General features: G+C 58.7%; 24 protein-coding genes. 9 read left to right on the top strand and 15 right to left on the bottom strand.

Annotated features, from left to right (window positions below; genetic code table 11):
- Positions 1 to 2: 2 nt before the first annotated feature.
- Genes lptD through G5229_RS18775 form a run of 6 tightly spaced genes read left to right on the top strand, consistent with a single transcriptional unit; the run spans position 3 to position 6785 of the window.
- Positions 3 to 2468, top strand: a complete 2466-nt coding sequence (gene lptD, locus G5229_RS18800; protein ID WP_421210019.1) for an LPS assembly protein LptD — start codon at positions 3 to 5, stop codon at positions 2466 to 2468.
- 26 nt (positions 2469 to 2494) lie between these two features.
- Positions 2495 to 3793 carry a peptidylprolyl isomerase SurA gene (surA, locus tag G5229_RS18795; RefSeq protein ID WP_216952937.1) on the top strand — a complete coding sequence of 433 codons (1299 nt, stop codon included), beginning with the start codon at positions 2495 to 2497 and terminating at the stop codon, positions 3791 to 3793.
- The gene (pdxA, locus tag G5229_RS18790; protein WP_201987519.1) at positions 3793 to 4788 is read left to right on the top strand and encodes a 4-hydroxythreonine-4-phosphate dehydrogenase PdxA; all 996 of its coding nucleotides are present in this window, start codon (positions 3793 to 3795) and stop codon (positions 4786 to 4788) included. The genes surA and pdxA overlap by 1 nt, the downstream gene beginning before the upstream one ends.
- Complete coding sequence (rsmA, locus tag G5229_RS18785) at positions 4778 to 5590, top strand: 16S rRNA (adenine(1518)-N(6)/adenine(1519)-N(6))-dimethyltransferase RsmA (RefSeq protein ID WP_064337250.1); 813 nt, start codon at positions 4778 to 4780, stop codon at positions 5588 to 5590. The genes pdxA and rsmA overlap by 11 nt, the downstream gene beginning before the upstream one ends.
- Positions 5591 to 5594: 4 nt before the next feature.
- Positions 5595 to 5957, top strand: a complete 363-nt coding sequence (gene apaG / locus G5229_RS18780; protein WP_421210016.1) for a Co2+/Mg2+ efflux protein ApaG — start codon at positions 5595 to 5597, stop codon at positions 5955 to 5957.
- A 6-nt stretch (positions 5958 to 5963) separates the two neighbouring features.
- Positions 5964 to 6785 (top strand): symmetrical bis(5'-nucleosyl)-tetraphosphatase, encoded by an 822-nt coding sequence (locus tag G5229_RS18775; protein ID WP_113740483.1) that lies wholly within the window; start codon positions 5964 to 5966, stop codon positions 6783 to 6785.
- A gap of 118 nt (positions 6786 to 6903) precedes the next feature.
- Here the strand turns inward: G5229_RS18775 and G5229_RS18770 are convergent, their stop codons facing one another.
- Positions 6904 to 7404 carry a 2TM domain-containing protein gene (locus tag G5229_RS18770; RefSeq protein ID WP_421210014.1) on the bottom strand — a complete coding sequence of 167 codons (501 nt, stop codon included), beginning with the start codon at positions 7402 to 7404 and terminating at the stop codon, positions 6904 to 6906.
- Between the two features lie 172 nt (positions 7405 to 7576).
- The gene (locus tag G5229_RS18765) at positions 7577 to 8566 is read right to left on the bottom strand and encodes a luciferase-like monooxygenase (RefSeq protein WP_421210012.1); all 990 of its coding nucleotides are present in this window, start codon (positions 8564 to 8566) and stop codon (positions 7577 to 7579) included.
- A 210-nt stretch (positions 8567 to 8776) separates the two neighbouring features.
- On the opposite strand from G5229_RS18765, the gene G5229_RS18760 reads away from it, so the two are divergent.
- Positions 8777 to 11668 carry an HD domain-containing phosphohydrolase gene (locus G5229_RS18760; protein WP_421210010.1) on the top strand — a complete coding sequence of 964 codons (2892 nt, stop codon included), beginning with the start codon at positions 8777 to 8779 and terminating at the stop codon, positions 11666 to 11668.
- Between the two features lie 131 nt (positions 11669 to 11799).
- Positions 11800 to 12138 carry a hypothetical protein gene (locus G5229_RS18755; RefSeq protein ID WP_421210008.1) on the top strand — a complete coding sequence of 113 codons (339 nt, stop codon included), beginning with the start codon at positions 11800 to 11802 and terminating at the stop codon, positions 12136 to 12138.
- Between the two features lie 85 nt (positions 12139 to 12223).
- Here the strand turns inward: G5229_RS18755 and G5229_RS18750 are convergent, their stop codons facing one another.
- From G5229_RS18750 to rplU, 4 genes are all read right to left on the bottom strand, one after another.
- The gene (locus G5229_RS18750) at positions 12224 to 13594 is read right to left on the bottom strand and encodes a YjiH family protein (protein ID WP_216952929.1); all 1371 of its coding nucleotides are present in this window, start codon (positions 13592 to 13594) and stop codon (positions 12224 to 12226) included.
- 372 nt (positions 13595 to 13966) lie between these two features.
- A complete protein-coding gene (gene cgtA / locus G5229_RS18745) occupies positions 13967 to 15169 on the bottom strand; it encodes an Obg family GTPase CgtA (protein ID WP_216952928.1) in 1203 nt (400 codons plus the stop codon).
- Positions 15170 to 15359: 190 nt separating this feature from the next.
- Positions 15360 to 15617 carry a 50S ribosomal protein L27 gene (gene rpmA / locus G5229_RS18740; RefSeq protein ID WP_005304202.1) on the bottom strand — a complete coding sequence of 86 codons (258 nt, stop codon included), beginning with the start codon at positions 15615 to 15617 and terminating at the stop codon, positions 15360 to 15362.
- Between the two features lie 17 nt (positions 15618 to 15634).
- On the bottom strand, positions 15635 to 15946 hold the full coding sequence (rplU, locus tag G5229_RS18735) for a 50S ribosomal protein L21 (RefSeq protein WP_005304210.1): 312 nt from the start codon (positions 15944 to 15946) through the stop codon (positions 15635 to 15637).
- A 242-nt stretch (positions 15947 to 16188) separates the two neighbouring features.
- On the opposite strand from rplU, the gene ispB reads away from it, so the two are divergent.
- A complete protein-coding gene (gene ispB / locus G5229_RS18730) occupies positions 16189 to 17160 on the top strand; it encodes an octaprenyl diphosphate synthase (RefSeq protein WP_421210006.1) in 972 nt (323 codons plus the stop codon).
- 81 nt (positions 17161 to 17241) lie between these two features.
- Here ispB and G5229_RS18725 read toward each other — a convergent pair whose 3' ends face one another.
- From G5229_RS18725 to G5229_RS18685, 9 genes are all read right to left on the bottom strand, one after another.
- The gene (locus tag G5229_RS18725; protein ID WP_005339036.1) at positions 17242 to 17430 is read right to left on the bottom strand and encodes a DUF2065 domain-containing protein; all 189 of its coding nucleotides are present in this window, start codon (positions 17428 to 17430) and stop codon (positions 17242 to 17244) included.
- Positions 17431 to 17535: 105 nt separating this feature from the next.
- The gene (gene hflC / locus G5229_RS18720) at positions 17536 to 18420 is read right to left on the bottom strand and encodes a protease modulator HflC (protein WP_005339038.1); all 885 of its coding nucleotides are present in this window, start codon (positions 18418 to 18420) and stop codon (positions 17536 to 17538) included.
- A 3-nt stretch (positions 18421 to 18423) separates the two neighbouring features.
- Entirely contained in the window at positions 18424 to 19575 is a 1152-nt protein-coding gene (gene hflK, locus G5229_RS18715) for an FtsH protease activity modulator HflK (RefSeq protein WP_005341060.1), read from the bottom strand.
- A 91-nt stretch (positions 19576 to 19666) separates the two neighbouring features.
- Complete coding sequence (gene hflX / locus G5229_RS18710) at positions 19667 to 20953, bottom strand: ribosome rescue GTPase HflX (RefSeq protein ID WP_005339043.1); 1287 nt, start codon at positions 20951 to 20953, stop codon at positions 19667 to 19669.
- Positions 20954 to 21016: 63 nt separating this feature from the next.
- Positions 21017 to 21280 (bottom strand): RNA chaperone Hfq, encoded by a 264-nt coding sequence (hfq, locus tag G5229_RS18705; RefSeq protein ID WP_005339045.1) that lies wholly within the window; start codon positions 21278 to 21280, stop codon positions 21017 to 21019.
- A 72-nt stretch (positions 21281 to 21352) separates the two neighbouring features.
- Positions 21353 to 22282 (bottom strand): tRNA (adenosine(37)-N6)-dimethylallyltransferase MiaA, encoded by a 930-nt coding sequence (gene miaA / locus G5229_RS18700; protein WP_267513051.1) that lies wholly within the window; start codon positions 22280 to 22282, stop codon positions 21353 to 21355.
- Positions 22272 to 24137, bottom strand: a complete 1866-nt coding sequence (gene mutL / locus G5229_RS18695; RefSeq protein ID WP_421210002.1) for a DNA mismatch repair endonuclease MutL — start codon at positions 24135 to 24137, stop codon at positions 22272 to 22274. Before mutL ends, miaA begins: the two co-directional genes overlap by 11 nt.
- A 3-nt stretch (positions 24138 to 24140) precedes the next feature.
- Positions 24141 to 24263, bottom strand: a complete 123-nt coding sequence (locus tag G5229_RS18690) for a hypothetical protein (protein ID WP_421210000.1) — start codon at positions 24261 to 24263, stop codon at positions 24141 to 24143.
- 179 nt (positions 24264 to 24442) lie between these two features.
- Positions 24443 to 26134, bottom strand: a complete 1692-nt coding sequence (locus tag G5229_RS18685) for an N-acetylmuramoyl-L-alanine amidase (RefSeq protein ID WP_421203501.1) — start codon at positions 26132 to 26134, stop codon at positions 24443 to 24445.
- Between the last annotated feature and the right edge of the window lie 13 nt (positions 26135 to 26147).

The following is a 26147-nucleotide window of genomic DNA, read 5'->3' as shown; positions in this document are numbered from 1 at the left end:
ACATGACCAAATGGACACTGGGGTACCGCTATCCCATCGCCCTGACTATCAGCCTGGCCCCCGCACTCACTCCTATGATGGTGCAGGCGGCCCCGTTCGAAGCGCCGCCAGCCACCGGCATTCTCGATAGTCTCTGCTATGACTATGTTCCCAAGATAGAGAAGCCTGCATCGGATCAGGATGCCAACGCGCAGCCGGTCGAGGTTGATGCTGACCGTCTCGAGGCCAAACAGGGCGGCACCGCCGTCTATGAAGGCGACGTCAAGGTTCGTCAGGGTGTTCGCAAGTTTGACTCCGATTATGCACAGCTCGATCAGAAGAGCCGGGATGTCATCGCCATCGGCAACATCTATTACAACGACGGTCAGGTGACCGTCACCAGCGACAAGACCCTCAAATCCAACCTGGATACCAAAAACTCCGAGCTGGAGGAGGGCAAGTATCAGGTGCATGGCTCACCGGTGCGCGGCTTTGCCAAACGCGTGGTGATGACCAACAACAACCAGAACATCACCATGGAGGGAGCCCAGTACACTACCTGCCCCCCCGGTCAGGAAGTGTGGACCCTCAAGGCGGGCAGCATCGACATCGACCAGAAAGAGGTGTTCGGCGAAGCCTGGAACGCCAGCCTCTGGCTCTATGACTACCCGGTGTTCTACTTCCCCTATATAAACTTCCCCATCAAGGATGAACGGAAGACAGGTCTGCTCTACCCGGGTTACAAACAGAGTTCCGGCAACGGCATGGAGATCACCCAGCCCTTCTACTGGAACATTGCCCCCAACTACGATGCCACCATCACCTCCCGCTTTATGGACAAACGCGGCCTGATGGAACAGGTAGAGTTTCGCTACATGCCGGACCCAGCCCATACCGGTACCCTCTATTTTGAAAGCCTCAGGGATGACAAGCAGTATGATGCTGGCAACCCGAGCTTTACCAACCCGTCGACAGGGACTCCGTACCTCTCAGATGGTCATCGTTACCTGATGAATATTCGTCACGGATCCACCCTGATGGATGGCTCCCTGCATTTAGGCATCGACTACACCCAGGTACGGGACAAGGATTACAACTACTTCAACGACTTCAGCCCGCAAGTGGGCACCCAGGTCGACAGCCAGTTGCAGCAATCCTTTACCGCCGGTTACTACCAGCAGAACTGGAACCTCACCTCCGAGGTGCGTCGCTATCAGATCCTGAGTCCCTACGCGCTGCTGCCCCACGAGATGCTGCCACGCATCAACTACAACTACTTCCAGCAGGGGAAATGGTTCGATCTGGCCTGGAACAGCGAGCTGACCAAGTTTGGCTATGACAGCGGCAGCGCCACTGCCCAGCAGGCCGGTGAGCGTTATACCGCTACCCGTCTGCATCTGGCTCCCACCCTGACCATCCCCCTGGTCGATGCGCCGGGTTACTACCTTATAAGCCAGTACAAACTGATGTTTACCTCCTACAACCAGGAGATCCCCAAAGACCTGATTAGCCAGGATCGCAGTAAATTTACAGACGCAGATAGCCAGCAGCTGACCCTGAAAGACGGCACCATTACCCGCACCTTGCCGTCCTTCCGCCTCAAGGGGGGCGTCAACTTCGATCGTCCGGTAGACTGGTATGATGGCAAGGGCACCCAGACCCTGGAGCCTGAGTTCCAGTACCTCTATATCCCTTACAAGAATCAGGACGAAATAGGGATTTACGACTCCACCACTACCCGTCAGGACTACTACAGCCTGTTCAGCGATCGCCGCTACGCCGGTCTCGACCGCATCAGCGATGCCAACCGGGTCACCGTTGGCCTGACCAGCCGGGTCTATGACAATGTGGGGGATGAGCGGTTACGTCTGGCGGTAGCCCAGGCCTTCGAGATGACACCTCCCAAGGTGCGCCTCTACCCGTCCGATCAGGAAAACACCAACGCCCGCTCCCTGCTCTCGTTCGAGGGGGATGCCCGGATCACCGATGAGTGGTTCGCCCATGCCGGCACCCAGTACGATACCTCCGAGGGGGAATTTACTGCCGGCAACGGTGCAGTCGAATACCGGACCGGCAAGCTGACCACCCAGGTCAACTACCGCTATATCCAGGACGGCAACCGGGACTATCGCTACCCGAGCAATCCTGCTCTGGCCGAAGACCTCAGCCAGGCTGGTCTGGTGATGATGGCGCCGATCGCCGATCAGTGGCAGATGTATGGCGGTTACTATCGCGATATCAAGCAGGATGTGAACATTGACCGCAAGATCGGTGTCAAATACGACTCCTGCTGCTGGAGCATCAACATGAGCCTGGAGTGGCACAACCAGCCAGACAACATCACTCTGAAGCCCACTTCGGAAAAAGTCATTGGTCTGCAGTTTGAAATGAAGGGACTTGGCAGCGTGGGTACCGGTGGCCGCAGTGTCACACTGGATACCGAGCTGTTGCCCTATGTTCGCCCGTTTAATCTGAAAGACCAGCAATGATGCTGGTCCAGCCTTGAGAGATGGATATGAAAAAGACCCTGATTGCCCTGCTGACCGCGGGAATGTTCGGCGCCATGAGCCAGGCCGCACTGGCTGCGCCCGAGCTGATGGACAAAGTGCTGGCCGTGGTCAACAAGGACGTAGTGCTGTCCAGTCAACAGGACGCACTGGTCAACAAGGTAAAACTCTCCGCCCAGGAGAGCGGCCAGTCTCTGCCTGACGATGCCACTCTGCGCAAACAGGCACTCGACCGTCTGATCCAGGAGAGCCTGCAGCTGCAACTGGCGGATCGCCAGGGGCTGAAGATCAGTGATACCCAGCTGGAACAGGCTATTCAGGGCATCGCCGCCGACAACAAGATGACCCTGGATCAGCTGCGCGCCCAGCTCGCCCGTGAAGGGATGACCTATGCCCAGTATCGGGAAGAGGTTCGCCGCGAGATCCTGATGAACGAGGTGCGCCGCAATCAGGTGCGCCGCCGTATCAACATCTCCGAGCAGGAGGTGAAGCAGGTGGTGGAGATCCTGAAGAAACAGGGTCAACAGCAGAACGAATACCACGTCGGCCATATCCAGATTGCCCTGCCGGACAACCCCACCGCCGCCCAGCTGGATGCCGCCAAGAGCAAGATCGAGCGCATTCTGGCCGCCCTCAAGCAGGGTGCCGACTTCCGCAAACTGGCCATTGCCGAGAGTAACGGCCCCAAGGCGCTGGAAGGGGGTGACTGGGGCTGGATGAGCCCGCAAGAGATGCCGACCCTGATGGCCGAAGCGGTACAGGGTACCAAGAAGGGCGATATCGTGGGCCCGCTGCGCTCCGGCGCCGGTCTGCACATCGTCAAGGTGTTCGACACCAAGGGTCAGCAGCAAGTGATGCAGACCGAGGTGAAGGCCCGTCACATCCTGATCAAGCCCTCCATCATCCTGAGCGAAGAGAAAGCCAAGGGGATGCTGGATGGCATTCTGCACGACATCAAGAGCGGCAAGGCAAGCTTCGCCAGCATGGCGGAGAAGTATTCCGAAGATCCGGGCTCTGCGGTGCAGGGTGGCGAACTGGGCTGGTCTGATCCCAACGTCTATGTACCAGAGTTTCGCGACATGGTTAACCGGCTGCAACCAGGCCAGATCAGCGCCCCCTTCCGCACCAGCCACGGCTGGCACATCGTCCAAGTGGAAGATCGTCGCAGCCAGGATGCCACTGACAAGGCTCTGGAACAGCGTGCCTATCAGCTGATCTACAATCGCCGCTTCGTGGAAGAGTCCCAGGCCTGGTTGGACGAGCTGCGTGATGAGGCTTACATCCGTGTCGAAGGATCTGCGAGCTGATGAGCTGCCGTCGCCTTGCCGTTACCCCGGGCGAACCGGCCGGGATCGGCCCGGATCTGGTGCTGCAGATTGCCCAGCAGGATTGGCCCCACCAGTTGGTGGTGATCGCCGATCCGGCGCTGCTGCGCGAGCGAGCGGCCCTGCTGGGGCTGCCCATCGAGCTTGAGCCCTATGATGCCAGTCAACCGGCACAACCGCAGCGAGCCGGCACCCTGACGGTATGTTCTGTCTCTCTCGGCGCCCCCGTGGTGCCGGGCGAGCTGAACGAAGGCAATGGCGCCTATGTGCTAGCGACCCTGCAGCGTGCCTGCGATGGCAACATGAGCGGCGAATTTGCCGCCGTGGTGACCGGGCCGGTGCACAAGGGGATCATCAACCAGGCCGGGGTCTCGTTCAGCGGCCACACCGAGTTCTTTGCCCAACAATCCAACACTGCCGATGTGGTAATGATGCTGGCAACCGAGGGGCTGCGGGTCGCACTGGCGACTACCCATATTCCGCTGGCCTATGTAGCGATGGCCATCACCGAAGATCGCCTCGGCAAGGTGATCCGGATCCTCAACGAGGATCTCGCCACCAAGTTTGGTATCGCCAAACCCCGTATTTACGTCTGCGGCCTCAACCCCCACGCCGGGGAAGGTGGCCATCTCGGACGTGAAGAGATTGACGTGATCGAACCCGCCCTGGTCACCCTGCGCCAGGAAGGGATCGATCTGGTCGGCCCATTGCCGGCCGACACCCTGTTCCAGGAGAAATACCTCAAGGATGCGGATGCGGTACTCGCCATGTACCACGACCAGGGGCTGCCTGTGCTCAAATACAAGGGCTTCGGCAGTTCGGTCAATATCACCCTGGGGCTTCCCTTCATCCGCACTTCGGTGGATCACGGCACCGCGCTGGATCTGGCAGGCAAGGGCCTGGCCGATCCGGGCAGCCTTGTCACCGCGATTAACCACGCCATCAAGATGGTAGAGAAAAAAAGATATGAGCAGTAAGGTGCACATGGGCCACACGGCCCGTAAGCGTTTCGGTCAGAACTTCTTGCACGACCGGTATGTGATCGATCAGATCGTCGCCGCCATCAACCCGCAGCCGGGTCAGAATCTGGTGGAGATCGGTCCGGGTCTGGCCGCGCTGACCGAGCCAGTCGCCGCCCAGATGGACAAAATGACCGTGGTCGAGCTTGACCGGGACCTGGCAGCTCGCCTGCGCGAGCACCCGACCCTCAAAGACAAGCTGACCGTCATCGAAGCGGACGCCATGCGTTTCGACTTCGGCACCCTGATGGGTGAAGGCAAGAGGCCGCTGCGAATCTTCGGCAACCTGCCCTACAACATCTCCACCCCGCTCATCTTCCACCTGTGCGAGTTTGCCGACCGGGTTGAAGACATGCACTTCATGCTGCAAAAGGAAGTGGTATTGCGTCTGGCCGCCGGCCCCGGCAGCAAGGCTTATGGCCGTCTGAGCGTGATGACCCAGTACTACTGCCAGGTGGTGCCGGTGCTGGAAGTGGGCCCGGGCGCCTTCAAACCGGCGCCGAAAGTGGACTCTGCCGTAGTTCGCCTGATCCCGCACAAGAATCCGACCATAGTCGCAAAAGACATTCGCTGTCTGAATCGCGTCTGTACCGAAGGCTTTGGCCAGCGTCGCAAGACCATCCGCAACAGCTTCTCCAACTTCATCACCGACGCCCAGCTGACCGAGCTTGGTATCGATGGCAACCTGCGCCCGGAGAATCTCTCCCTCGAGCAGTTTGTCATGATCGCCAACTGGCTGGCGGATCAGCAACAGGCCTGATCCTGTGGCACTCCCGCACATCGAGATCCGCCCATACCCCCTGTATGTGGCGGGCTCCAAAGACCCTTACCAGTTTCACTATCTGATCGAGATTGAGAATCTGGGGCCCGGCCCGGTGCAACTGCTTCATCGGCACTGGCTCATCACCGATGCCAATGGCAAGATGCTGGAAGTGGCAGGCCCAGGCGTGGTCGGGGAACAACCCGTCATTGCCGAAGGGGAAACCTACCGCTACCAGAGCGGCGTGCCGCTGGCGACCCCGCTCGGGGTGATGGAAGGGAGCTATACCCTGCAAGATGGCTCTGGTCAGCAGTTCGAGGCGCCCATCGCCCCCTTCACGCTGGCCATCCCCAATATTATCAACTGAGGTTTCATGGCGAACTGTTTTGTCGGTGACATCCAGGGCTGTTACGACGACTTGCGCCGTCTGCTGGATCTTGCCGCGTTCGATCCCGACCAAGACGTGCTCTGGCTCTGCGGCGATCTGGTCGCCCGCGGCCCGGACTCCCTCAATACCCTGCGTTTTGTCAAAGGGCTGGGCAACCGCGCCGTCACCGTGCTCGGCAACCACGACCTGCACCTGCTGGCGGTCGCCAATGGCGTTGCCCCACTCAAGAAGAAGGACAAGCTGCAGAGCCTGATGGATGCGCCGGATCGGGATGAACTGCTGGAGTGGCTGCGCCACCGCCCGCTGCTGGCGGAGCATCCGGATCTCCCCATCATGATGGTGCATGCCGGGATCTCCCCCGCATGGGATGTCCGCACCGCGCGCAACTGCGCCCGCGAGGTAGAGAGCCTGCTCCGCGGTGACCAGTACAGCTGGCTGCTGCACAACATGTACGGCGACCAGCCCGATGGCTGGAAAGATGATCTGGTCGGGATCGACCGCTACCGCTACATCATCAACACCTTCACCCGAATGCGCTTCTGCTACTTCGATGGTCGGCTCGACTTCAAATGCAAGAAGGGCCCCAAGGAGTCGACCCCGGGCCTTCGTCCCTGGTTCGAACAGCGCGAGCATCACGTGGATGACCCCATTCTGGTGTTCGGCCACTGGGCGGCCCTGATGGGCAACACCGGCAAGAGCGACATCAAAGCGCTCGATACCGGCTGTGTCTGGGGCAACAGCCTCACTCTGTGGCGCTACGAGGATGATGCCCTGATCGCCACCCCTTGCCCGGTTCACGCCAGCTAGGGGGACGCAGCAATCTGGCGGTCGCTGCCGCACGGATTGCCACAACCCGCTCCAATCACAAAGCCCGGTAATCTGCCGGGCTTGCTGTTTTAGGCTCCCTGTTTTCCGGCGAACGAAGTTACAACTTGCGCCCCAGCCGCTTCTCGATCTGGCGCCGCTCCCACTCGGGGCCAAACAGCTTGAAGGGCTGAAACACCCGAACAGCATGGGAGGCAAGCCCCAATCCCCAGCCCAGGGTTGGCCACCAGGCCCAGATGTACTCCGGATTGCTCAGGCAATTGATGACAAACAGCCCGCAGATCACCACCACGTAGCTAGCGACATGGTGATAGAAGCCCTTGAGCTCCTCCACATAGCGCATTGCCACCCGCTCCTCTGCCGATACCTGCACCGCATCCTGACCCATAGTGTCACGTCCTCTCATCTCGCGCTCCTGTTGCTCTGATCCATCCAGTTGAGCCACATCGAGTTCAAAGACGGCGGCCAGGGCCTTGAGAGATTCCAGTCCGGGTTGCTGCCCCTGCTCGATCCGCTGGATAGTGCGGACACTCAAACCAGTCAACGTTGCCAACTGATCCTGAGACCAACCCCGTTGCAATCTCAACTTCCTGACGATCATCTCGAACTCCTTGTGGTAATTGACAGGGCCAGCATAGGGCTTGCGCCGCGAAAGGTGACACGACAGATGGACGACATCAACCTGACAACTCTTTAAAATCAATTAGTTGAATAAACATAAAGAGATATAAGGTCAAGCTCTGGCACACAGGCAGATGTGCCAGGATGTGTAATCACAGGCTCTGCATCAGCTCGGCGGCAATTTCAAAGGAGCGCAGTCGGGCCTGATGATCGACGATGGGGCCATTGAACATCAACTCATCGGCACGGGTTTCCGCCAGCAGCGCCTTGAGGCCGTGACGAACCTGCTCAGGGTCTCCCACCAGAGAGCGGGCAAGGGTCTGTTCCATCGCCATCAGCTCACGGGGAGACCACTCATCGCCAAGCTGGACGATCGGCGCGGGCAGCTTGCCCGCATCACCGCGATGAAGGCGCAAGAACTGCTGCTGCACGGTAGTGAACTGGAAGCGGGCCTCCCGCTCGCTGTCGGCGGCGATCATGTTGATGCAGACCACCGCATGGGGCTTGGGCCAGCGAGCGGAGGGGCGATACTGGCTACGGTAGATCTCCAGCGCCTGCAGCAACATGGCGGGAGCAAAATGGGAGGCAAACCCGAACGGCAAGCCCATCGCCGCTGCAAGTTGCGCGCTGTAGAGGCTGGAGCCCAGCAGCCAGATGGGCAGATGCAGCCCCTGACCGGGCACCGCCTGCACCGCGCCGATCTCGTCGCCAAAGTAGCTCATCAGCTCGCGCACATCGGCCGGAAAATCATCCACCTCGCCACTGCGCATACGCCGCAGCGCCCGCATGGTGCGCTGATCGGTCCCGGGGGCGCGGCCAAGGCCAAGGTCGATGCGGTCGGGATAGAGAGAAGCCAAGGTGCCAAACTGCTCGGCAATCACCAGCGGCGAGTGGTTCGGCAGCATGATGCCACCCGCGCCGATCCGCAAAGTGGTGGTGGCTTCGGCCAGATGACCGATCAGCACCGAGGTGGCGGCACTGGCAATGCCCGGCATGTTGTGGTGTTCGGCCAGCCAGTAGCGCTGGTAACCCCAGCCCTCGGCATGGCGGGCTAGATCCCGCGAACGGCGAAATGACTCGGCAGGTACGGAACCTTCGGCAACAGGCACCAGATCGAGCACGGAATAGGGGATGGCAGGCATGAGTCACTCCATGGATTTACAGACCAGTAACAAGTGAGGCAATGTAGCACGGGATACCTGAATGAATCACTATCTCCTGCCAAGCTCTGCCTGGCAGTGGGCAACCATGGAAAAGCACAGATATCAGGCCAGTATTGTCATTTCTGTTATCGTATTGACACACTGCTGACAGATCGTCTCCGCAAGCATCACTGTGACAAGGAAATGTCCATGATCACTGCCAGATCCGGGCGCAAGCCCTTCTATGTTCACATTGCCACCCTATTTACCCTGCTGTTCAGTGTGCTGGGCATGCTGCTGATTCTGCTGCAGTTCCAGCAGGGCTCTCGCCAGATGCTGGAACATGAGCGCCACAACTTCAAACAGTACCGGGAACAGCTGGCCCTCGCTCTGCAATTGAACGAGCAGCCAGCCCGCATGTCCCTCAGCCTGCTAGCCAGCAGCCGACTGGCCGACATGAGTGATCTGGCAAGCCGACTGGAGTATCTGCCGCAGTTGGCAGAGATCTTGGCCAATCGCGACAGCTATGGTGCCGTCTACATCGGCTATGAGAGTGGCGATTTCTTTCTGGTACGAAAACTCACGGAACGGGCCCGGGTCCAGTTGCAGGCTGTGCCTGAAGGCAGCCAGTTGCTGGTTCAGAGCCTGAGTAGCGGGCGGGGAGAGTTCCTCTATTTTGACGAGCAGCTGCAACTTTTGGCACGGCGAGCCATGGCGGATTATCGATTCGATCCCCGCAGCCGCGACTGGTACCGGCTGGCTCGCGGTTCATCAAAGATTGTCGCCACCACCCCCTATCTCTTTTTTACCACCAGGGAGCCAGGCATGACGCTGGCTGTCACCAGCCATAGCCAACGCGCCGTGATCGGGCTGGATGCCAGTGTCGAAGGGCTCTCGGCCTTGATTGGCGAGCTGCAGTTGCCGCTCCAAAGCCAGGTAGTGTTGTTCGATCGCTCCGCGACCCTACTGGCGGCCGATCCTGTACATCTGCCAGCCTATGATCAGCTAACCCAGCTGCCAGCGATCACGGCTCTGGGCAGCCCAGTCATGGCCGAGCTGAAAACTAGGCTAGAGAGGACGCCTGTGCTGCTGGATGGTTCTCCCCGGGAGCTGACCCTGACCACAGGGGAAAAACAAGAGTGGCTGGTCAATATCTCCCCCCTCGGCAAGGACACCCCTTTTTACATCGCCCTGCTGGCCTCGGCAGATCTGCTCTATCAGCAGGCACGCAATGAAGCACTGATCAATATGGCATGGGCGCTGACCAGCCTGTTGTTGCTGCTGCCAGTGATCTGGATGGTCTCCCGCCGTACCGCTACCCCGCTGCTGGCCCTGACCCGCGAGGCCGAGCGGATCCAGCGTTTCGACTTTGGCGAGGGGCAGGTTCCAGAATCGGCCATCCGGGAGATAGATGACCTTGCCCGCACCATGTCCGGCATGCGCCAAACCCTCGGCAACTTCATGAACATGGGTAGAGCACTGGCTGCAGAGCACCGCTTCGACTCCCTGCTAAGCCGCATCCTGCATGAAACCATCGCCGCGGTACAGGCAAAAGGGGGGAGCCTCTACCTGGCCCAACAGCAAAAGATGCAGCCGGTCCAGGCCCGCTGGCAGCAAACCGAGCTGCCCCTTGGGCAGGTTCCCTGGCCACAACCATTGCTATCCGGCATGGCCACTTCCCAGCGCATCTCCCTCAGCCTGGATGAGGCGACATGGAGGCAACACCTGGACAGTTGGGGTTCCTTTCCCGACCCATGCCAGCTGGTGGCTGAGCCGCTCTGCGGCCATCGTAAGGAGCCGATCGGATACCTCCTGCTGATCCTGCCACGCTGCAGCGAACAGGAGCTGGCATCGCGCATCAGCCTCATCGAAGCGCTGGCGGGCACTTCCGCCTCCGCCATCGAGAACCAGCGCTTGCTGGAAGAGCAGAAACAGCTGCTCGAATCCTTTATCGAGCTGATGGCCGGCGCCATCGACGCCAAGAGCCCCTACACCGGCGGTCACTGCCAGCGGGTGCCGGAGCTGACCCGGATGCTGACCGAGGCGGCCTGCGCCCAGCGACAGGGCCCCTTTGCCGATTTCACTCTCAACGAGGAGGAGTGGGAAGCCATCCATATCGCCAGCTGGCTACATGACTGTGGCAAGGTGACCACCCCGGAGTTCGTGGTCGACAAGGCCACCAAACTGGAGACCCTCTACGACCGGATCCACGAGATCCGCACCCGTTTTGAAGTACTCAAGCGGGATGTCTATATCGAGTGCCTCGCTGCCCGCTTGTCATCAGAGATCAGAAGTGCCTGCCGGGAAGAGGCAGCCCCGCGCTGGGCCGAGCTGGATCAGGAGTTTGCCTTCATCGCCGAGTGCAATCTGGGTGGCGAGTGGATGGCCCCCGAGAAGATTGAACGGCTCGACGCCATCGCCAGCCGCACCTGGCTGCGCACCCTGGACGATCGGCTCGGCATCAGCCGGGAGGAGATCAAGCTGCGTCAGAAAGAACCATCTCCCGAGTTGCCCTGCCTCGAGCCACTGCTGGCCGACAAGTGCTGGCACCTTGTGCCTCGTCCGGATGGAGATCGGTTCGACGAGCACAATCCCTGGGGCTTCAAGGTCAAGGTACCGCACCATCTCTACAACCGGGGGGAGAGATACAACCTTGCCATCAGCAGGGGAACCCTCACCGAGGAGGAGCGCTACAAGATCAACGAGCACATCATCCAGACCATACGCATGCTGGAGCACCTCCCCTTCCCCCGTCATCTTCGCTGCGTGCCGGAGATTGCCGGCGGCCATCACGAGCGGATGGATGGCAAGGGTTACCCACGCCAGCTGACCGGATCACAGATGAGCGTACCGGCCCGCATCATGGCTATCGCCGATATTTTCGAGGCTCTGACCGCCAGTGATCGCCCCTACAAATCTGGCAAGACGGTCTCCCAGGCTCTTGCCATCATGCAGAGCATGGTACGTGAACAGCATATCGACCCGAATCTGTTCGTTCTGTTTGTCAGCAGCGGTATCTGGCGCGATTACGCCAGACGCTTCCTCGAGACCGCCCAACTGGATCAGGTGGATGAAACCGCACTGCTGGCCGCACAGGCCTAGCTGGGTCATATCTTCTTACATTTGCGGGCTGGCTTGAACGCCCCGGGCTGGTTATAACGGTGCCCCTATAGCGAAGGGGGAGCAATAGACTCCCCCTCACTCTTTGTCACACCACACTGTTCAGGTTATCTATGTCAAAACATCTCGTTCTGCTGGGCGCGCTGACGCTCTCCGGCTGCTCCCTGTTGTCTCCCCCCACCCCCACCGTCACCCCGGTGCGCCTTGCCGATAAGGGCCAGCTCGGCTTCTACATAGAGTGCAGCAGCATGACGGCCTGCTTTCAGCAAGCCAACCAGACCTGCCCACAGGGCTACAAGGAGACAGATCGCCGCCAGCAGACGCTATACAGCACCCAGTATCTGGGAGGAAGCTACGACGAAGATAAGAAGGTCTACAAGGCGGCCAAGCCCTATCGCATCGCCAACACGGTCCACTCCCTGACTATCCAGTGTCCCGTCACTAGAGGCTGAGCCAGCCTAAGAGCGATGCTCTCCCATTACCGCGGAAAAGAAAACGGTCAACCCAGGTTGACCGTTTTTCACTATGGCGTAGTCCTTAGAACAGCAGATGCGCTACACCGGCAATCACCGGCAGGGTAACCAGGGTGCGCATCAGGAAGATCACAAACAACTCCCACAGTTTGACCGGGATCTTGCTGCCCAGCAGCAGGGCCCCCACTTCGGACATATAGATCAGCTGGGTCACCGACATGGCGGCAATGACGAAGCGGGTCATCTCGCTATCGATGGTCGAAGCCAGCACAGCCGGAATAAACATATCGGCAAAACCGACCATGATAGTCTTGGATGCGGCTTCCGCCTCCGGCAGTTGCAGCAGTTCCAGCAAGGGGACGAAGGGAGCGCCAAGCCAGTTGAAGATGGGGGTGTGTTCGGCCAGCATCAGGGCACAGGTACCGATCGCCATGACCACAGGCAACACGCCAAACAGCATGTCGAGCGCATTTTTCACCCCTTCCCGGGCGACGGCACCGAGACCGGTCATCTGCTCTGCCTTGGTCAATGCACGTTCGAGACCATAACTCATCACACTGTGCTGGTGGGGCACCGCCTCCTGCTTGCGACACAGGGGAGCGCCATCGATATAGATATCCTTCTTCCAGGATAGCGGCGGCAGACGTGGCACCACGATAGCGGCAACCACCCCAGCCAGACAGACAGTCAGATAGAAGGGAACGAACATGTGTTCCAGCTTCACCTGGGAGATCACTACCAGACAGAAGGTGATGGAGACGGCGGAGAAGGTGGTGCCAATAACGGCCGCTTCCCGCTGGGTATAGAACTTCCCTTCGTACTGCTTGCTGGTCAGCAGGATGCCGACACTACCATCCCCCAGCCAGGAGGCAAAGCAGTCCACGGCAGAGCGACCCGGCAACCGGAATACCGGACGCATGATGCGAGTCATCATAGTGCCGACAAACTCCAGCAGCCCGAAATCGAGCAGCAACGGCAGCAGCAGGCCGGCAAAAATGAAGACTGAAAACAGCACTGGCAGCAGATCGTTGAGCACCAGGCCGCCGGTTGCGCCTGAATAAAGCACCTCTGGTCCCACCTGGAAGAAGGTCAGCAGCACGAAAATACCACCCACCACCCGCACGCAGGCCCAGAAAGGAGAGACGTTGAACAGGCTGTTGAGGAATGGTCTACGCACCAGAATCGCCGGTTTGAACAACCAGGTGATGATAGTCATCAGCATGGTGGTAGTGATCACCGCACTGACCATGGCAACCAGATAATCGGCAAAAACCCGCTGCACCAGCTTGGCCAGCACTGCGACGGGGATGGTGACGTTACCGTCATAGACGACCGGCGTCATGAACAGCAAGATACCGATCAGTGACGGTATTAGAAACATCAACAAGTTACGGCGGGTATTAACCGCAGATGCTTCAAGACTCTTTTCCAGCATGATAAGACTGCCCTAATGTTACTTTTCCATAGCCCGGCCTACCTGCGTATTCATGCATTAACCGGAAAAACGGGCGCAAGAATACTCCAAAAAAATGCACAAACAAGCCCATAAGGCATAAATCTGCGCATAAAAATTTTTACAGGTAAACCTTCCATCAAAACAATCAGATACAGAAACGCATATCGATTCAATCGACATCGCCAGACGATTGTTTCATTACTGTTAATTTTGATGGGCAGTATAAACAGTTATCAACTGCAGGCAATAAGTGGCATCACGAATATACCTAATGAGCCACTACTCGACAGGCATAAAAAAACCGGAGCCTGTTCAGGCTCCGGTTATCAATGAAATGGACAGACAAGGGTATCAGTCACGGACGTAGATCACTTCCACACCATCATCATCTTCGTCATCCCAATCATCATCGTCGAGACTTTCGTCAAAGGCCATGGAGGCGGCAAGCGCTTCCGCTTCGGCTTTAGCCAGCTGGTTCTTGTGGTAGTCGTCCCACTTGAACTCCACTTTCTCGATCGCCTCTTTGGCATCCTGCTCCAGCTGACGGGGCATGGTATCCAGCAGATCCAGGATGTCGTAGCAGACCTTCTTGGTCCCTTCCTTGCTGATGGCAGTGATGGCGTAGACCGGCCCTTCGTGGTTGAGGGCGGCTTTCACGCGATCCATCACTTCCTGAGCCTCTTCTTCCAGGATCAGATCCATCTTGTTGAACACCAGCCAGCGCGGCTTGCCAGCCAGTTCCGGGCTGTACTTCTCCAGCTCACGCACGATGGTCACGGCATTTTCAGCCGGATCGGAGCCATCAATGGGGCAAATATCCACCAGATGGATCAACACGCGGCAGCGTTCGAGGTGCTTGAGGAAACGGATACCAAGACCTGCGCCTTCGGCTGCCCCCTCAATCAGGCCCGGAATATCGGCGATCACGAAGGAGCGGGAGTTCTCACCACGCACCACACCGAGGTTCGGCACCAGGGTGGTAAAGGGATAATCAGCGACTTTCGGGCGGGCGGCAGAAACAGCGCGAATAAAGGTAGATTTACCGGCGTTGGGCAGACCCAGCATACCGACGTCAGCCAGCAACAGCAGCTCCAGCTTCAGGGTACGCACTTCGCCCGGGGTGCCGTTGCTCTTCTGGCGTGGAGCCCGGTTGACCGAACTCTTGAAGCGGGTATTGCCCAAACCGTGGAAACCGCCCTTGGCAACCAGCAACTTCTGCTCGTGGTGAGTCAAGTCGCCCAGCAACTCGCCGGTATCGTCATCGGTTGCACGGGTACCGACCGGCACGCGCAGGATCTTGTCCTTGCCACGACGACCGGTACAGTTGGCGCTCTGGCCATTCTCGCCACGCTCGGCAGCATGGAAACGCTCAAAACGGTAGTCGATCAGGGTATTGAGGTTCTCATCGGCAACCAGATAGACGTCACCACCGTCACCACCGTCACCACCATCCGGACCACCGTTGGGAATATATTTTTCACGGCGAAAACTTACACAACCGTTACCACCGTCACCGGCATCGACTCGAATCTGGACTTCATCAACAAACTTCATAGGTAACCGTCACCTTAATTCGAAAAACCGATACGCAATTATAGTGGTACAGACCCCTGCGGGCGATACGCATCTTGCCTCTCCGGGCAATCTCGGTACCCGGGTCATCTGCGTTCCGTTTTTTCGTCATTATTTCGGAAAAACAAAAGCCCCGCCTGTTGGCGGGGCTTCGGATCCTTGCGGTCCGTAATTACTCAGCAACGATGCTAACGTACTTACGATTCAGCGGACCTTTAACTTCGAACTGCACCTTGCCGTTCGCGGTAGCGAACAGGGTGTGGTCCTTGCCCAGACCAACGTTCTCACCAGCGTGGAACTTGGTACCGCGCTGACGAACGATGATGCTGCCAGCCAGAACTGTTTCGCCGCCGAAACGCTTCACGCCCAGGCGTTTAGCTTCAGAATCGCGACCGTTGCGGGATGAACCGCCAGCTTTTTTGTGTGCCATCTATCGGACTCCTCTAATTAAGCGCTGATGCCAGTGATTTTGACTTCAGTGAACCACTGACGGTGGCCCGCTTGCTTACGGTGGTGCTTACGACGACGGAACTTGACGATAGTCACTTTCTCGCCACGGCCGTGAGCCACAACTTCAGCTACAACCTTGCCACCTTCAACGAAAGGAGCACCTACTTTAAAAGTGTCGCCTGCAGCAACCATCAGCACTTCGTTGAAGTCGATGGTAGCGCCAGTCTCAACGTTCAGCTTTTCCAGACGAACGATTTGACCTTCGGCCACACGGTGTTGTTTTCCGCCGCTTTGGAATACCGCGTACATTTGATTAACTCCGTAAAGGCATGTCTTTTGCTCAAGGCTAGACATGCGCAAAAACCTATAACAATGGGCGGGCATTCTACGCAAATCGATCTGCTCAGGCAAGGCCAATTTAGCAAAAAGTTTATTTTGTGCGCATATCTGCCGCCGTGGATAAACGCCTAACTGTAACCCATTGTGAAATCGTGTAGAATCCCTGCCATTACTAAAATCGCAGTTATTGCTGCTGTCACGTTACGAGACTTATGGACCAACAGACTATCCGTGCGCTCTGTGCCGCCGACATGACGGCGGTCAATGAACTGATCCTGGCCCGACTCCAGTCCGACGTTAGTCTGATTAATCAGCTGGGTTTCTACATTGTCAGCGCCGGCGGGAAACGGATGCGCCCCATGCTGACCGTGATGGCTGCGCGTGCGCTGGGCTATGAGGGTGAGGATCACCTGAAACTGGCCGCCATCATCGAATTCATTCACACCTCTACCCTGCTGCATGACGACGTGGTCGACGAATCCGACCTGCGCCGTGGCCGGGAGACCGCCAACGCCATGTTTGGCAATGCCGCCAGCGTGCTGGTCGGTGACTACCTCTATAGCCGCTCCTTCCAGATGATGGCCGAACTCTCCAACCTGCGGGTGATGGAGATCCTTTCGGATGCCACCAACACCATCGCCGAAGGGGAAGTGTTGCAACTGATGAACTGCAACGATCCGGATACCACCGAAGAGAGCTACATGACGGTCATCTACTGCAAGACCGCCAAGCTGTTCGAGGCCGCTACCCGACTCGCCGCCGTGCTGACCCATCAGCCCGAGCCCGTCGAGCAGGCCATGACCGATTACGGCAAGTATCTGGGCACTGCGTTCCAGATCATCGATGACGTGATGGACTACTGCTCCCAGAGCGAAGAGATGGGCAAGAACGTCGGCGACGATCTGGCCGAAGGCAAACCGACCTTGCCGCTGCTGCGCGCCATGGAAGTGGGCACGCCGGAAGAGCGCCAGCTGGTGCGCGATGCCATCGAGCACCGCAACGGCATGGAGCATCTTGAGCAGATCCTCGACATTCTCGATCGTACCGGCGCGCTGGAGTACTCCCGCATGCGTGCCAGGGAAGAGGCCGACAAGGCCATTGCCGCTCTCACCATCCTGCCTGACTCCCAGCACAAGCACGCGCTGGAAACACTGGCCCACATGGCCGTGCAGCGCAGTGCCTGAGTAAACGACATGGATGAAAAAAGAGGCCTTCGGCCTCTTTTTTATTGTCTGCTATCTGCTGGACAGTGTATTGCGCCAGACTCAGCGACTCAACATCCATAGGATCACGCTACCCGCAACCACTAGCGAGCCGCCAATACGGCGCAACTGCTCCGGTGGCTGATCGCTCAGCAGCCGCAACATCTGCTGCCATGCCCTGGGCATCAACAACGGGCCTAGCCCCTCGAACAACAGCAGCAATCCCAACCCCATCAGCATGGATGTCAGCATCCGACCTCCTTCAATGCAACCAGCCCCTCGGGTCAACGGCTGGCGTTGGCACCAAAAACAAAAGGGTCTGACAATGCAGACCCTTTGAATGTGACCTCGTGGCGATTACTGCTTGGTGCCGTGAGGAGACTTGAGGTAACGGAAGAACTCGCTGTCCGGCTTCAATACCATCAGGTCGTTGCCACCGGCAAAGCTCTTGCGATAGGCCTCCATGCTACGCACGAAGCTGAAAAACTCGGGGTCTTTCTTGTAGCTGTCGGCATAGATCTTGGCGGCTTCCGCATCCCCTTCACCGCGCAGCTGGCGAGCGTTACTCTCGGCGTCGGCGATCATGACGGTCACCTTGCGGTCGATATCGGCACGCAGGATTTCAGCCTTCTCGCGACCCTGAGAGCGGTGCTCACGGGCAACTGCGGTTCGCTCGGCACGCATCCGCTGGTAGATGGAGTTGGAGACTTCCACCGGCAGGTTGATCTGCTTGATCCGCACATCCACCACCTTGATACCGAGCTCGGAGGAGCGCGCCATCTTCTTCAGGGCATCTTCCATCACGGTACTACGCTCACCGGAGACGATGTCCTTGATGGTGCGGTTACCAATCTCGGAACGCAGACCGTTGTTGATCTTGCGCTTGAGCAGATCTTCCGCCTGCAGCTTGTTGCCACCACCGGTTGCCAGGTAGTACTTGGAGAAGTCCTCGATCTTCCACTTCACGTAGGAGTCGATGATCAGGTCTTTCTTCTCGGAGGTGACAAAACGGTCGGCCTGGCTGTCAATGGTCTGGATGCGGGCATCCATCTTGCGAACCTGGTCGATGAGCGGCACCTTGAAATGCAGGCCCGGCTCATAGAGGCGGGGTTCACCGGAGTCAACCCGCTTCACCTTGCCAAACTGCACCACAATCCCCTTCTGACCTTCATCAACGATAAAGACAGAAGAGAAGCAGACCATGGCCGCGACAGCGATTGCACCAATAGCTAGCTTTTTCATCTATCAGTTTCTCCCTGAGCTGAAGCGGTCACCGCTACGCAGCGGCATTGTCGGGGTAGAGTTGGCACCCTCGTTGGAAACGGGGACCTGCTCTGTGACCGGGGCGGCAGTGGCACGATCAGACTGGGTTACCTTCGGCTTGCCAGACAGCTTGTCGAGCGGCAGGTAGATCATGCTGTTGTTGCCAGCCGGCATGTCGACCACCACCTTGTTGGCCTGCTGATAGAGCTCTTCCATGGTTTCCAGATAGATACGCTCACGGGTCAGCTCGGGAGCAGCCAGATACTGGGGCAGCAGCTCGTTGAAGCGAGCAACTTCACCCTGGGCTTTCAACACGATCTGGGATTTGTAAGCTTCCGCTTCCTGCTCCAGACGCTTCACCTGGCCACGGGCCTTGGGCTCGACTTCACGGGCATAGGCTTCTGCTTCACGAATGAAGCGCTGTTCATCTTCCTGAGCGGAGATGGCGTCATCAAACGCGTCTTTCACCTCTTCCGGCGGACGCGCCGGCAGGAAGTTGACGTCGACGATCTGCAGACCCATCTGGTAAGGCTCGATGATGCCATCGATCACCTGCCAGGTCTCCTGACGCACCTTCTCACGACCGGTAGTCAGGACGTCATCCATCCGGGTATGACCCACTACATAGCGCAGGGCGCTATCGGTGGCCTGACCCAGACTCTCGTCGGCATTGGTCACGCTGAACAGATACTGCTCGGGATTGACCACACGGTACTGCACGTCCATCTCGACCCGTACCACGTTCTCATCCTGAGTCAGCATGAAACCGGAGGCAGGCAGGGAGCGCACGGACTCGACGTCCACCGGGATCACCTGATCGATAAAGGTCGGCTTCCAGCGCAGGCCCGGCTCGACAATATGGGAAAACTTGCCAAACCGCAGCACGGCACCACGCTCCGCTTCGCGAATGGTGTAGAAGCCGCTGACGACCCACACCACCACAGCCACAACCAGCGCGATGGAGATACCAAAGCGACCTACATCGCCGCCAGATTTGCCGCCACCAAACAAGCCACCGAAACGGCGACTCACTTTGCGCAGCATTTCATCCAGATCAGGGGGTCCCTGATTCTTGCCGTTATTCCCCCAAGGGTCACGGTCTTTGCCGTTGTTACCAGGCTCATTCCAAGCCATCAGCGTCTCCATTAATACATGCGGATGGATATCATCTCTATCGGGCCATCATACGTTGAGAAGCCCCTAAGGGTTCACCTTCATCGACGAATCAATGCCTGATAAAGCGTTGTAAACTCTCACCTTCCTGTTTCACGAGGCGGTTCCAGTCGGCCACTTGCAAGCGGACTTCCAGCACGAAATCACCCTCCTCGCTAAAACCTTCCTGCTCAATCCCTTTCAGCTGATAGAGCGCACTGCGCAATCTCGCGGCAGAAGGAGGCAACTGCAGGGTGTGATGCACCATGGAGCCAGCCAGCAATTCGGTCAGCGCCGTAAACAGATGCTCACAACCTTCACCAGTCTGGGCCGACAACCAGACGCGCAACGGGCGCCCCTCGTCATCCCGCTCCAGACCTGCCGGGCGATCCGCCAGCTTGTCGATCTTGTTGCAGATCATCAGCTGGGGCCTGTCATCGGCTTCGATCTCGGCCAACACCTGCTGCACGGAGTCGATATTCTCCTGCATCTGCTCATCGGCACAGTCCACCACATGCAGCAGCAGATCCGCTTCACGGGTCTCCTGCAGGGTCGCCTTGAAGGCCGCGACCAGATCATGGGGCAAGTGTCGAATAAATCCAACTGTATCCGCCAAAATCACATCACCCACATCCCGGATCACCAGTTTACGCAGGGTGGGATCCAGAGTTGCGAACAATTGGTCGGCAGCATACACGCTGGCAGCTGTAAGTTGGTTGAACAAAGTAGACTTTCCGGCGTTGGTATAACCAACCAGTGACACTGTCGGCACTTCATTGCGGTTGCGGGCGCGGCGTCCCTGCTCCCGCTGCTTGGCCACCTTGTCGAGCCGACGCAATATCGCCTTGATGCGTTCCCGCAGCAGACGTCGGTCAGTTTCAAGCTGGGTTTCACCCGGGCCACGCAGACCGATCCCGCCCTTTTGACGCTCAAGGTGGGTCCAGCCTCGCACCAGACGAGTGGAAAGATGGCGCAACTGGGCCAGTTCGACCTGCAGTTTACCTTCGTGGGTACGGGCGCGCTGGGCAAAGATATCGAGGATCAGGCCGGTTCGGTCCACCACCCGGCACTGGAACAGACGCTCCAGGTTGCGCTCCTGGGCAGGGGTCAGGGCATGGTTGAAGATGACGACGTCGGCATCCAGCATCTGGACTTGGGACGCGATCTCTTCAGCCTTGCCACTGCCGACAAAAAATTTGGCACTGGGCGCACTGCGACTGGTGGTAATTACCCCCAGCGCATTGACTCCGGCCGAGCTCACCAACATCTTGAGCTCTTCCAGATCCTCCCGCTCACCCTCATCACTGAAGTTGACATGCACCAGAACGGCCTGTTCGCCAGCTTCATAACGGTCAAACAAGCGCTTGCTCCTTAACAGGAATCATGATGAATCTGAGTTGGCGAGTCGACTCGCCCAGGGATATCACGCCTCGGCATCACCCTGTTCATCAGCCGCGCCACCCGGAGTGGGCTGGTGATGATTGACGGCACGAGCCGGTACGACAGTCGAGATGGCGTGCTTGTAAACCATCTGGCTCACGGTGTTTTTCAGCAGGATAACAAACTGGTCAAAAGACTCGATCTGACCTTGCAGTTTGATGCCGTTCACCAAATAGATAGAAACAGGAATCCGCTCACGGCGCAGCGCATTCAAAAACGGGTCTTGGAGAGATTGCCCCTTAGCCATTTTTCTTTTCCTTATAGTTTGTTGTTTTTAAACACCGAATATCAATATAACAACCTGATTATACAGGGAGTGTCAAGCCGCACCAGCGCGAGCAAGCACGCGGTCGAGATTGCCAGACTCACCAGATTCCAACCAGGTCACGTCGGGCCAGCCGCGCAACCAGGTCATCTGTCGTTTTGCCAATTGGCGTGTGGCAACAATGCCACGATAACGCATCTCATCATACCCCACTTCACCGCACAGGTAGTCCCACATTTGGCGATAACCCACACAGCGAATGGAGGGGAGATCCGGGGTCAGATCGCCGCGCGCCATCAGCGCACGAACCTCCTGTTCAAAGCCACCTTGCAGCATCTTGTCAAAGCGCTGTTCGATCCGCTGATGCAGCACGGCGCGATCGCTCGGGGCGATGGCAAACTGCTGCACCCGATAGGGCAAGCCCTCCCCCTGCACTTGCGTCAGCTCGGTAAGGGTCTTGCCGCTGATGCGGTAGACCTCCAGCGCCCGGGAGAGTCGCTGCGGGTCATTGGGGTGGATCCGCGCACCGGCCACCGGGTCGATGCGCACCAGCTCATCGTGCAGCGCCTGCCAACCGAGGCGGGCAGCCTCTTCCTCAATCCCGGCACGAATGGCGGGATCGGCAGAGGGCAGCGGGGACAATCCCTCCAGCAGCGCCTTGAAATAGAGCATGGTGCCGCCCACCAGCAGCGGAATGCGGCCACGGTCGGCGATCTCTTTCATCTCCCGCAGGGCATCCTTGCAAAAATCGGCTGCCGAATAGCTCACAGCAGGATCAAGAATATCGATCAGCCGGTGCGGGGCCCGCGCCAGCTCATCGGCAGTCGGCTTGGCCGTACCGATATCCATGCCGCGATAGATCAGCGCAGAATCGACGCTGATGATGTCGCAGGGCAGCGCCTGGCACAGTTCAATGGCGAGATCCGTCTTGCCGGAGGCCGTCGGCCCCATCAGAAAAATTGCGGTCGGCAAGTCACTCGCCATGTTCAAACTCCTCCAGCACGGTCGCCAGCGAAAGGGGGCGCACCATGCGAATGTCTGCCAGTTGGTCACTGAAATCGGTCACAAGTTCCGTCAGCAGACGACTGGCAGTTGAAAAATCGTATATCTTCTCGCGGCTTATCCCCTGCTCCACCAGCCATTGGCATAATACTTCAGCCTGCTGACCAGCATCACTGTCAGATCCGCCCTCGATAATTTGCAGCAATTCGGGTAACAGACGCACCAGATCGGTCTGTCGCAGCAGAGCCGGCACCCGAGTCAGGATCATGGTGTCGCGCCCCCCGCTTTTCAACTCCAGCCCCATCCGTTTCAGCAAACGTTCCTGCTCGGTCACCAGCGCGATTAAATTCTTCGGCAGCTTGAAGGAGACCGGCAGCAACAGCGGCTGGGCCGCCAGTCCCTGACCCCAGGTCTCCAGCAGCCAGTGGCGCAGCAGCACCCGCTCGGCGCGCACCAGCGAGAGCAGCGCCAGCTGATTATCCCGCTCGATCAACAGGTAGGCCTGCTCCACCAGTGTCAGGGCGCGACATCCCCCCTGTTTGGGTGACGGCACTGGATCAGTGGGCTGCGCAGGAGCAGCCTCAGTTGCGATAGGCAGCGTAGTGAGCAGAGCGCCCATGCCGCGCATCGCCTCCCGGCTTGGGGGCTCGGGCGGTTGATAATTGCTGGCTCGGCCAGCCCCAGCGCCTCCCTCCCGCACCTGTGCTGGTGCCCGGTAACTGTGCTCAGCACAATACCACTCCGGGCGTGGCGCCTGACCGGGATATTCAATCTGCGGGCTGACCGGCAACTCGACCAGAGTTTCGGCCAGCGGCGCGTCCTGATGAGCAGGGCTGACTCCTTCGCGGCGCAGAGCGGTAAACAGCGCCTGAAAGATAAAGTCGTGGATCAGTCGCGCCTGATGGAAGCGCACCTCATGCTTGGCCGGGTGGACGTTGACATCCACCTGACGGGGATCCAGCTCGATATAGAGCACATAGGCGGCAAAGCGATCGGGAGGCAGCAGCTCGTCATAGGCCTGACGAATGGCGTGGTTGATGAGCTTGTCGCGCATCATCCGGCCGTTGACATAGGTGTATTGCAGATCGTTTTGCGGTCTTGCCCCCTCCGGAGTCGCCAGCCAGCCCCACAGACGCACGTCGCTGTGCTCGCTCTCCACCGCCAGCGCATGGTGCATGAAGGGGGTGCCGCAAACGGCGGCGAGGCGACGCTCCTGCTCCGGCACGGTATTGGCGGCCTTGTACTGGCGCACCACCTTGCCATTGTGGCGCAGGATCAGGGTGGCATCGAAGCGGGAGAGCGCGATGCGGCGCACCAGCTCATCGATATGGGCAAACTCGGTCTTTTCGCTGCGCATGAACTTGCGCCGCGCGGGGGTATTGAAGAAGAGATCCACCACCTCCACCGTGGTGCCCACCGGATGGGCCGCCGGCTTGATGGTGACGCTCATCTCGCGCCCTTCCGCCTGAGCTTGCCAGGCTTCGGACTGCTCGGCGGTACGGGAGGTGAAGGTGAGACGGGAGACCGAGCTGATGGAAGCAAGCGCCTCGCCACGAAAACCGAGGCTGTTGATCCCTTCCAGATCATCCAGCGTGGCCACCTTGGAGGTCGCATGACGCGACAGCGCCAGTACCAGCTCGTCTTTGGCGACGCCACAGCCGTTGTCACGGATACGGATCAGCTTGGCGCCCCCCTTGTCGATGTCGATCTCGACCCGGTCGGCACCCGCATCCAGGCTGTTCTCCACCAGCTCTTTCACCACAGAAGAGGGCCGCTCCACCACCTCTCCGGCTGCAATCTGGTTGGCCAGAATGGGTGGCAAAATACGGATCGGCATCATTTACTCCTGAATTTCAATCTTGCGGATGGTCAGTCTCTTAAGGATCCAGGAGGGCTGCTCCACCACCTCTCCACCAACCGGAATCTGGTTGGCAAGGATAGGGGGCAATATACGGATCGGCATCACTTACTCCTGAATTTCAATCTTGTGGATAGAGAGCCGCTCCACCACCTCTCCACCAACCGGAATCTGGTTGGCCAGAATCGGGGGGTAATATACGGATCGGCATCACTTGCTCCTGAATTTCAATCTTGCTGATGGTATTGGCTAACAGCGAGAGCGGTATCACCCGCTCCCGCGCGTCAGTTTTGCGGAATGTAGAGCACCTGCCCTACCTGAATATTCCGCGATTTGAGCTTGTTGATCTCTACCAGTCGCGCCTGACTCACCCCATGCTTCTCGGCAAGGCGGGAGAGACTCTCCCCCCGCTTGACCACATGGCGGATCATCTGCGACTTGTCATCACTGCGAACGGGGGCGGCAGCGCGGCTCTGCCCCTGCTGGGGAATATAGATGGTCTGACCAATCTGAATATCCCGGCTGCGCAGCTGGTTGATCTCTACCAAAGTGGATTGACTCACTCCATGCTTCTCGGCAAGGCGAGAGAGACTCTCGCCACGTTTGACCACATGGCGGAGCATCCGAGATTTGTCATAGTCGCCCACATTGCTAACCGGCGCACCAGAATCTTGCGCAGCCTCCGAATAGGGCTTGATCACCCCGGCACCTGAACCGGTCGCAGCCGCGCCGTCACGTACTGTCGCTGGCATCTTATTGGTCACCACCGGCTGCGACTGCACTGGCTTGGGCTGGCTCACCGGCTGCGAAGCTACCGGTGCAGAGCGAGTGGTCGCGGCAGGCCTGCTCGCCTGTCCCTTGCCGGTCAACATGGCTCCCTTGGTCGGGTGGGCGCGGTAGTAGTTGCGGATCCCCTCGAAAATGGCGCGGGCCAGCTGATCCTGATAGCTTGAGGTAGCCAGCAGCTTCTCTTCCGCATGGTTGGAGATAAAGCCGGTTTCGACCAGCACCGAGGGAATATCCGGCGCCTTCAGCACAGCCAGACTGGCATGCTCCGGGGCCTTCTTGTGCAGTCGGGCAACCTTGCCCAATGAGCGCAGGATCTGACGGCTGACGTCGTAGCCTTCGGCACGGGACTTGTCCATGGAAAGGTCTAGGAAAGTTTGCGCCAGATAGGGATTGGGATCGGATTCCGCCAACACCTTGCCGACCCCGCCCAGCAGCTCGCCCTGCTTCTCCTGCTTCTCCAGCCAGCTGCCCATCTCGCGGTTGGCACGGTTGGTCGAGAGGACCCAGACAGAGGCGCCGCGCGGAGTGGAGTTATGGAAGCTGTCCGCATGGACCGACACCAGCAGATCCGCCTTGGCCTTGCGGGCGATCTCGGAACGCTTGTTGAGGTCGACGAAATAGTCGCCACGACGGGTCAGCACGGCGCGCATCCCCGGCTCGCGGTCGATCAGCGCCGCCAGCTTCTGGGAGACTGCCAGCGTAACTCGCTTCTCATAGGTACGACGCGGACCGATGGAGCCCGGGTCTTCCCCACCGTGGCCCGGGTCGATGGCAATCACCACCCCCCTGCCCTTGCCACCGACGGGCGTGGATTGCACCGCAGCCGCCGAGCGCTTCTCTTCATAAGGCAGATCGATCACCAGACGGTGACCATAGGGCCCGGCTGGTGCCAGCGGAAAGACCACCGGCTTGATGGCGGAGCTGAGATCAAGCACCAGCCGCAGGCCCCCCTTCTCCAGCGGAGTGCTCTCACGTATCTTGCGCACCAGCTCGCTGTTGTTCTCGACCCGGGCCAGATTGGTGGCATTGCTCGCCCCTTTCAGATCGATCACCAATCTATCGGGGCCAGCCAGGGTGAAGTAGTTGTAGTTGGGGGCACTGCTCATATCGAGCACCACCCGGGTGTTATCCGGTGATGGCCAGATTCGCACACTCTTGAGCTGATTCGCCCAGGAGGGTAACGCCATCAAGGAGAGAGCA

Source organism: Aeromonas sp. 602396 (assembly GCF_049173735.1).
GTDB classification, from domain to species: Bacteria; Pseudomonadota; Gammaproteobacteria; order Enterobacterales; family Aeromonadaceae; genus Aeromonas; species Aeromonas veronii_A.
This window is presented reverse-complemented; position numbering and strand designations above follow the sequence as displayed.

Bases quoted from the DNA above. Each gene is read 5' to 3' on its own strand.
- rplU (WP_005304210.1), bottom strand. From the start codon at position 15,946: ATGTACGCGGTATTCCAAAGCGGCGGAAAACAACACCGTGTGGCCGAA.
- hflC (WP_005339038.1), bottom strand. From the start codon at position 18,420: ATGAAAAAGCTAGCTATTGGTGCAATCGCTGTCGCGGCCATGGTCTGC.
- G5229_RS18765 (WP_421210012.1), bottom strand. From the start codon at position 8,566: ATGCCTGCCATCCCCTATTCCGTGCTCGATCTGGTGCCTGTTGCCGAA.
- hflK (WP_005341060.1), bottom strand. From the start codon at position 19,575: ATGGCTTGGAATGAGCCTGGTAACAACGGCAAAGACCGTGACCCTTGG.
- mutL (WP_421210002.1), bottom strand. From the start codon at position 24,137: ATGCCGATCCGTATTTTGCCACCCATTCTGGCCAACCAGATTGCAGCC.
- hfq (WP_005339045.1), bottom strand. From the start codon at position 21,280: ATGGCTAAGGGGCAATCTCTCCAAGACCCGTTTTTGAATGCGCTGCGC.
- cgtA (WP_216952928.1), bottom strand. From the start codon at position 15,169: ATGAAGTTTGTTGATGAAGTCCAGATTCGAGTCGATGCCGGTGACGGT.
- lptD (WP_421210019.1), top strand. From the start codon at position 3: ATGACCAAATGGACACTGGGGTACCGCTATCCCATCGCCCTGACTATC.
- G5229_RS18690 (WP_421210000.1), bottom strand. From the start codon at position 24,263: ATGCCGATCCGTATATTGCCCCCTATCCTTGCCAACCAGATTCCGGTT.
- pdxA (WP_201987519.1), top strand. From the start codon at position 3,793: ATGAGCTGCCGTCGCCTTGCCGTTACCCCGGGCGAACCGGCCGGGATC.
- surA (WP_216952937.1), top strand. From the start codon at position 2,495: ATGAAAAAGACCCTGATTGCCCTGCTGACCGCGGGAATGTTCGGCGCC.
- G5229_RS18775 (WP_113740483.1), top strand. From the start codon at position 5,964: ATGGCGAACTGTTTTGTCGGTGACATCCAGGGCTGTTACGACGACTTG.
- G5229_RS18760 (WP_421210010.1), top strand. From the start codon at position 8,777: ATGATCACTGCCAGATCCGGGCGCAAGCCCTTCTATGTTCACATTGCC.
- ispB (WP_421210006.1), top strand. From the start codon at position 16,189: ATGGACCAACAGACTATCCGTGCGCTCTGTGCCGCCGACATGACGGCG.
- G5229_RS18685 (WP_421203501.1), bottom strand. From the start codon at position 26,134: ATGGCGTTACCCTCCTGGGCGAATCAGCTCAAGAGTGTGCGAATCTGG.
- G5229_RS18755 (WP_421210008.1), top strand. From the start codon at position 11,800: ATGTCAAAACATCTCGTTCTGCTGGGCGCGCTGACGCTCTCCGGCTGC.
- miaA (WP_267513051.1), bottom strand. From the start codon at position 22,282: ATGGCGAGTGACTTGCCGACCGCAATTTTTCTGATGGGGCCGACGGCC.
- G5229_RS18770 (WP_421210014.1), bottom strand. From the start codon at position 7,404: ATGATCGTCAGGAAGTTGAGATTGCAACGGGGTTGGTCTCAGGATCAG.
- rsmA (WP_064337250.1), top strand. From the start codon at position 4,778: ATGAGCAGTAAGGTGCACATGGGCCACACGGCCCGTAAGCGTTTCGGT.
- G5229_RS18725 (WP_005339036.1), bottom strand. From the start codon at position 17,430: ATGCTGACATCCATGCTGATGGGGTTGGGATTGCTGCTGTTGTTCGAG.
- G5229_RS18750 (WP_216952929.1), bottom strand. From the start codon at position 13,594: ATGCTGGAAAAGAGTCTTGAAGCATCTGCGGTTAATACCCGCCGTAAC.
- rpmA (WP_005304202.1), bottom strand. From the start codon at position 15,617: ATGGCACACAAAAAAGCTGGCGGTTCATCCCGCAACGGTCGCGATTCT.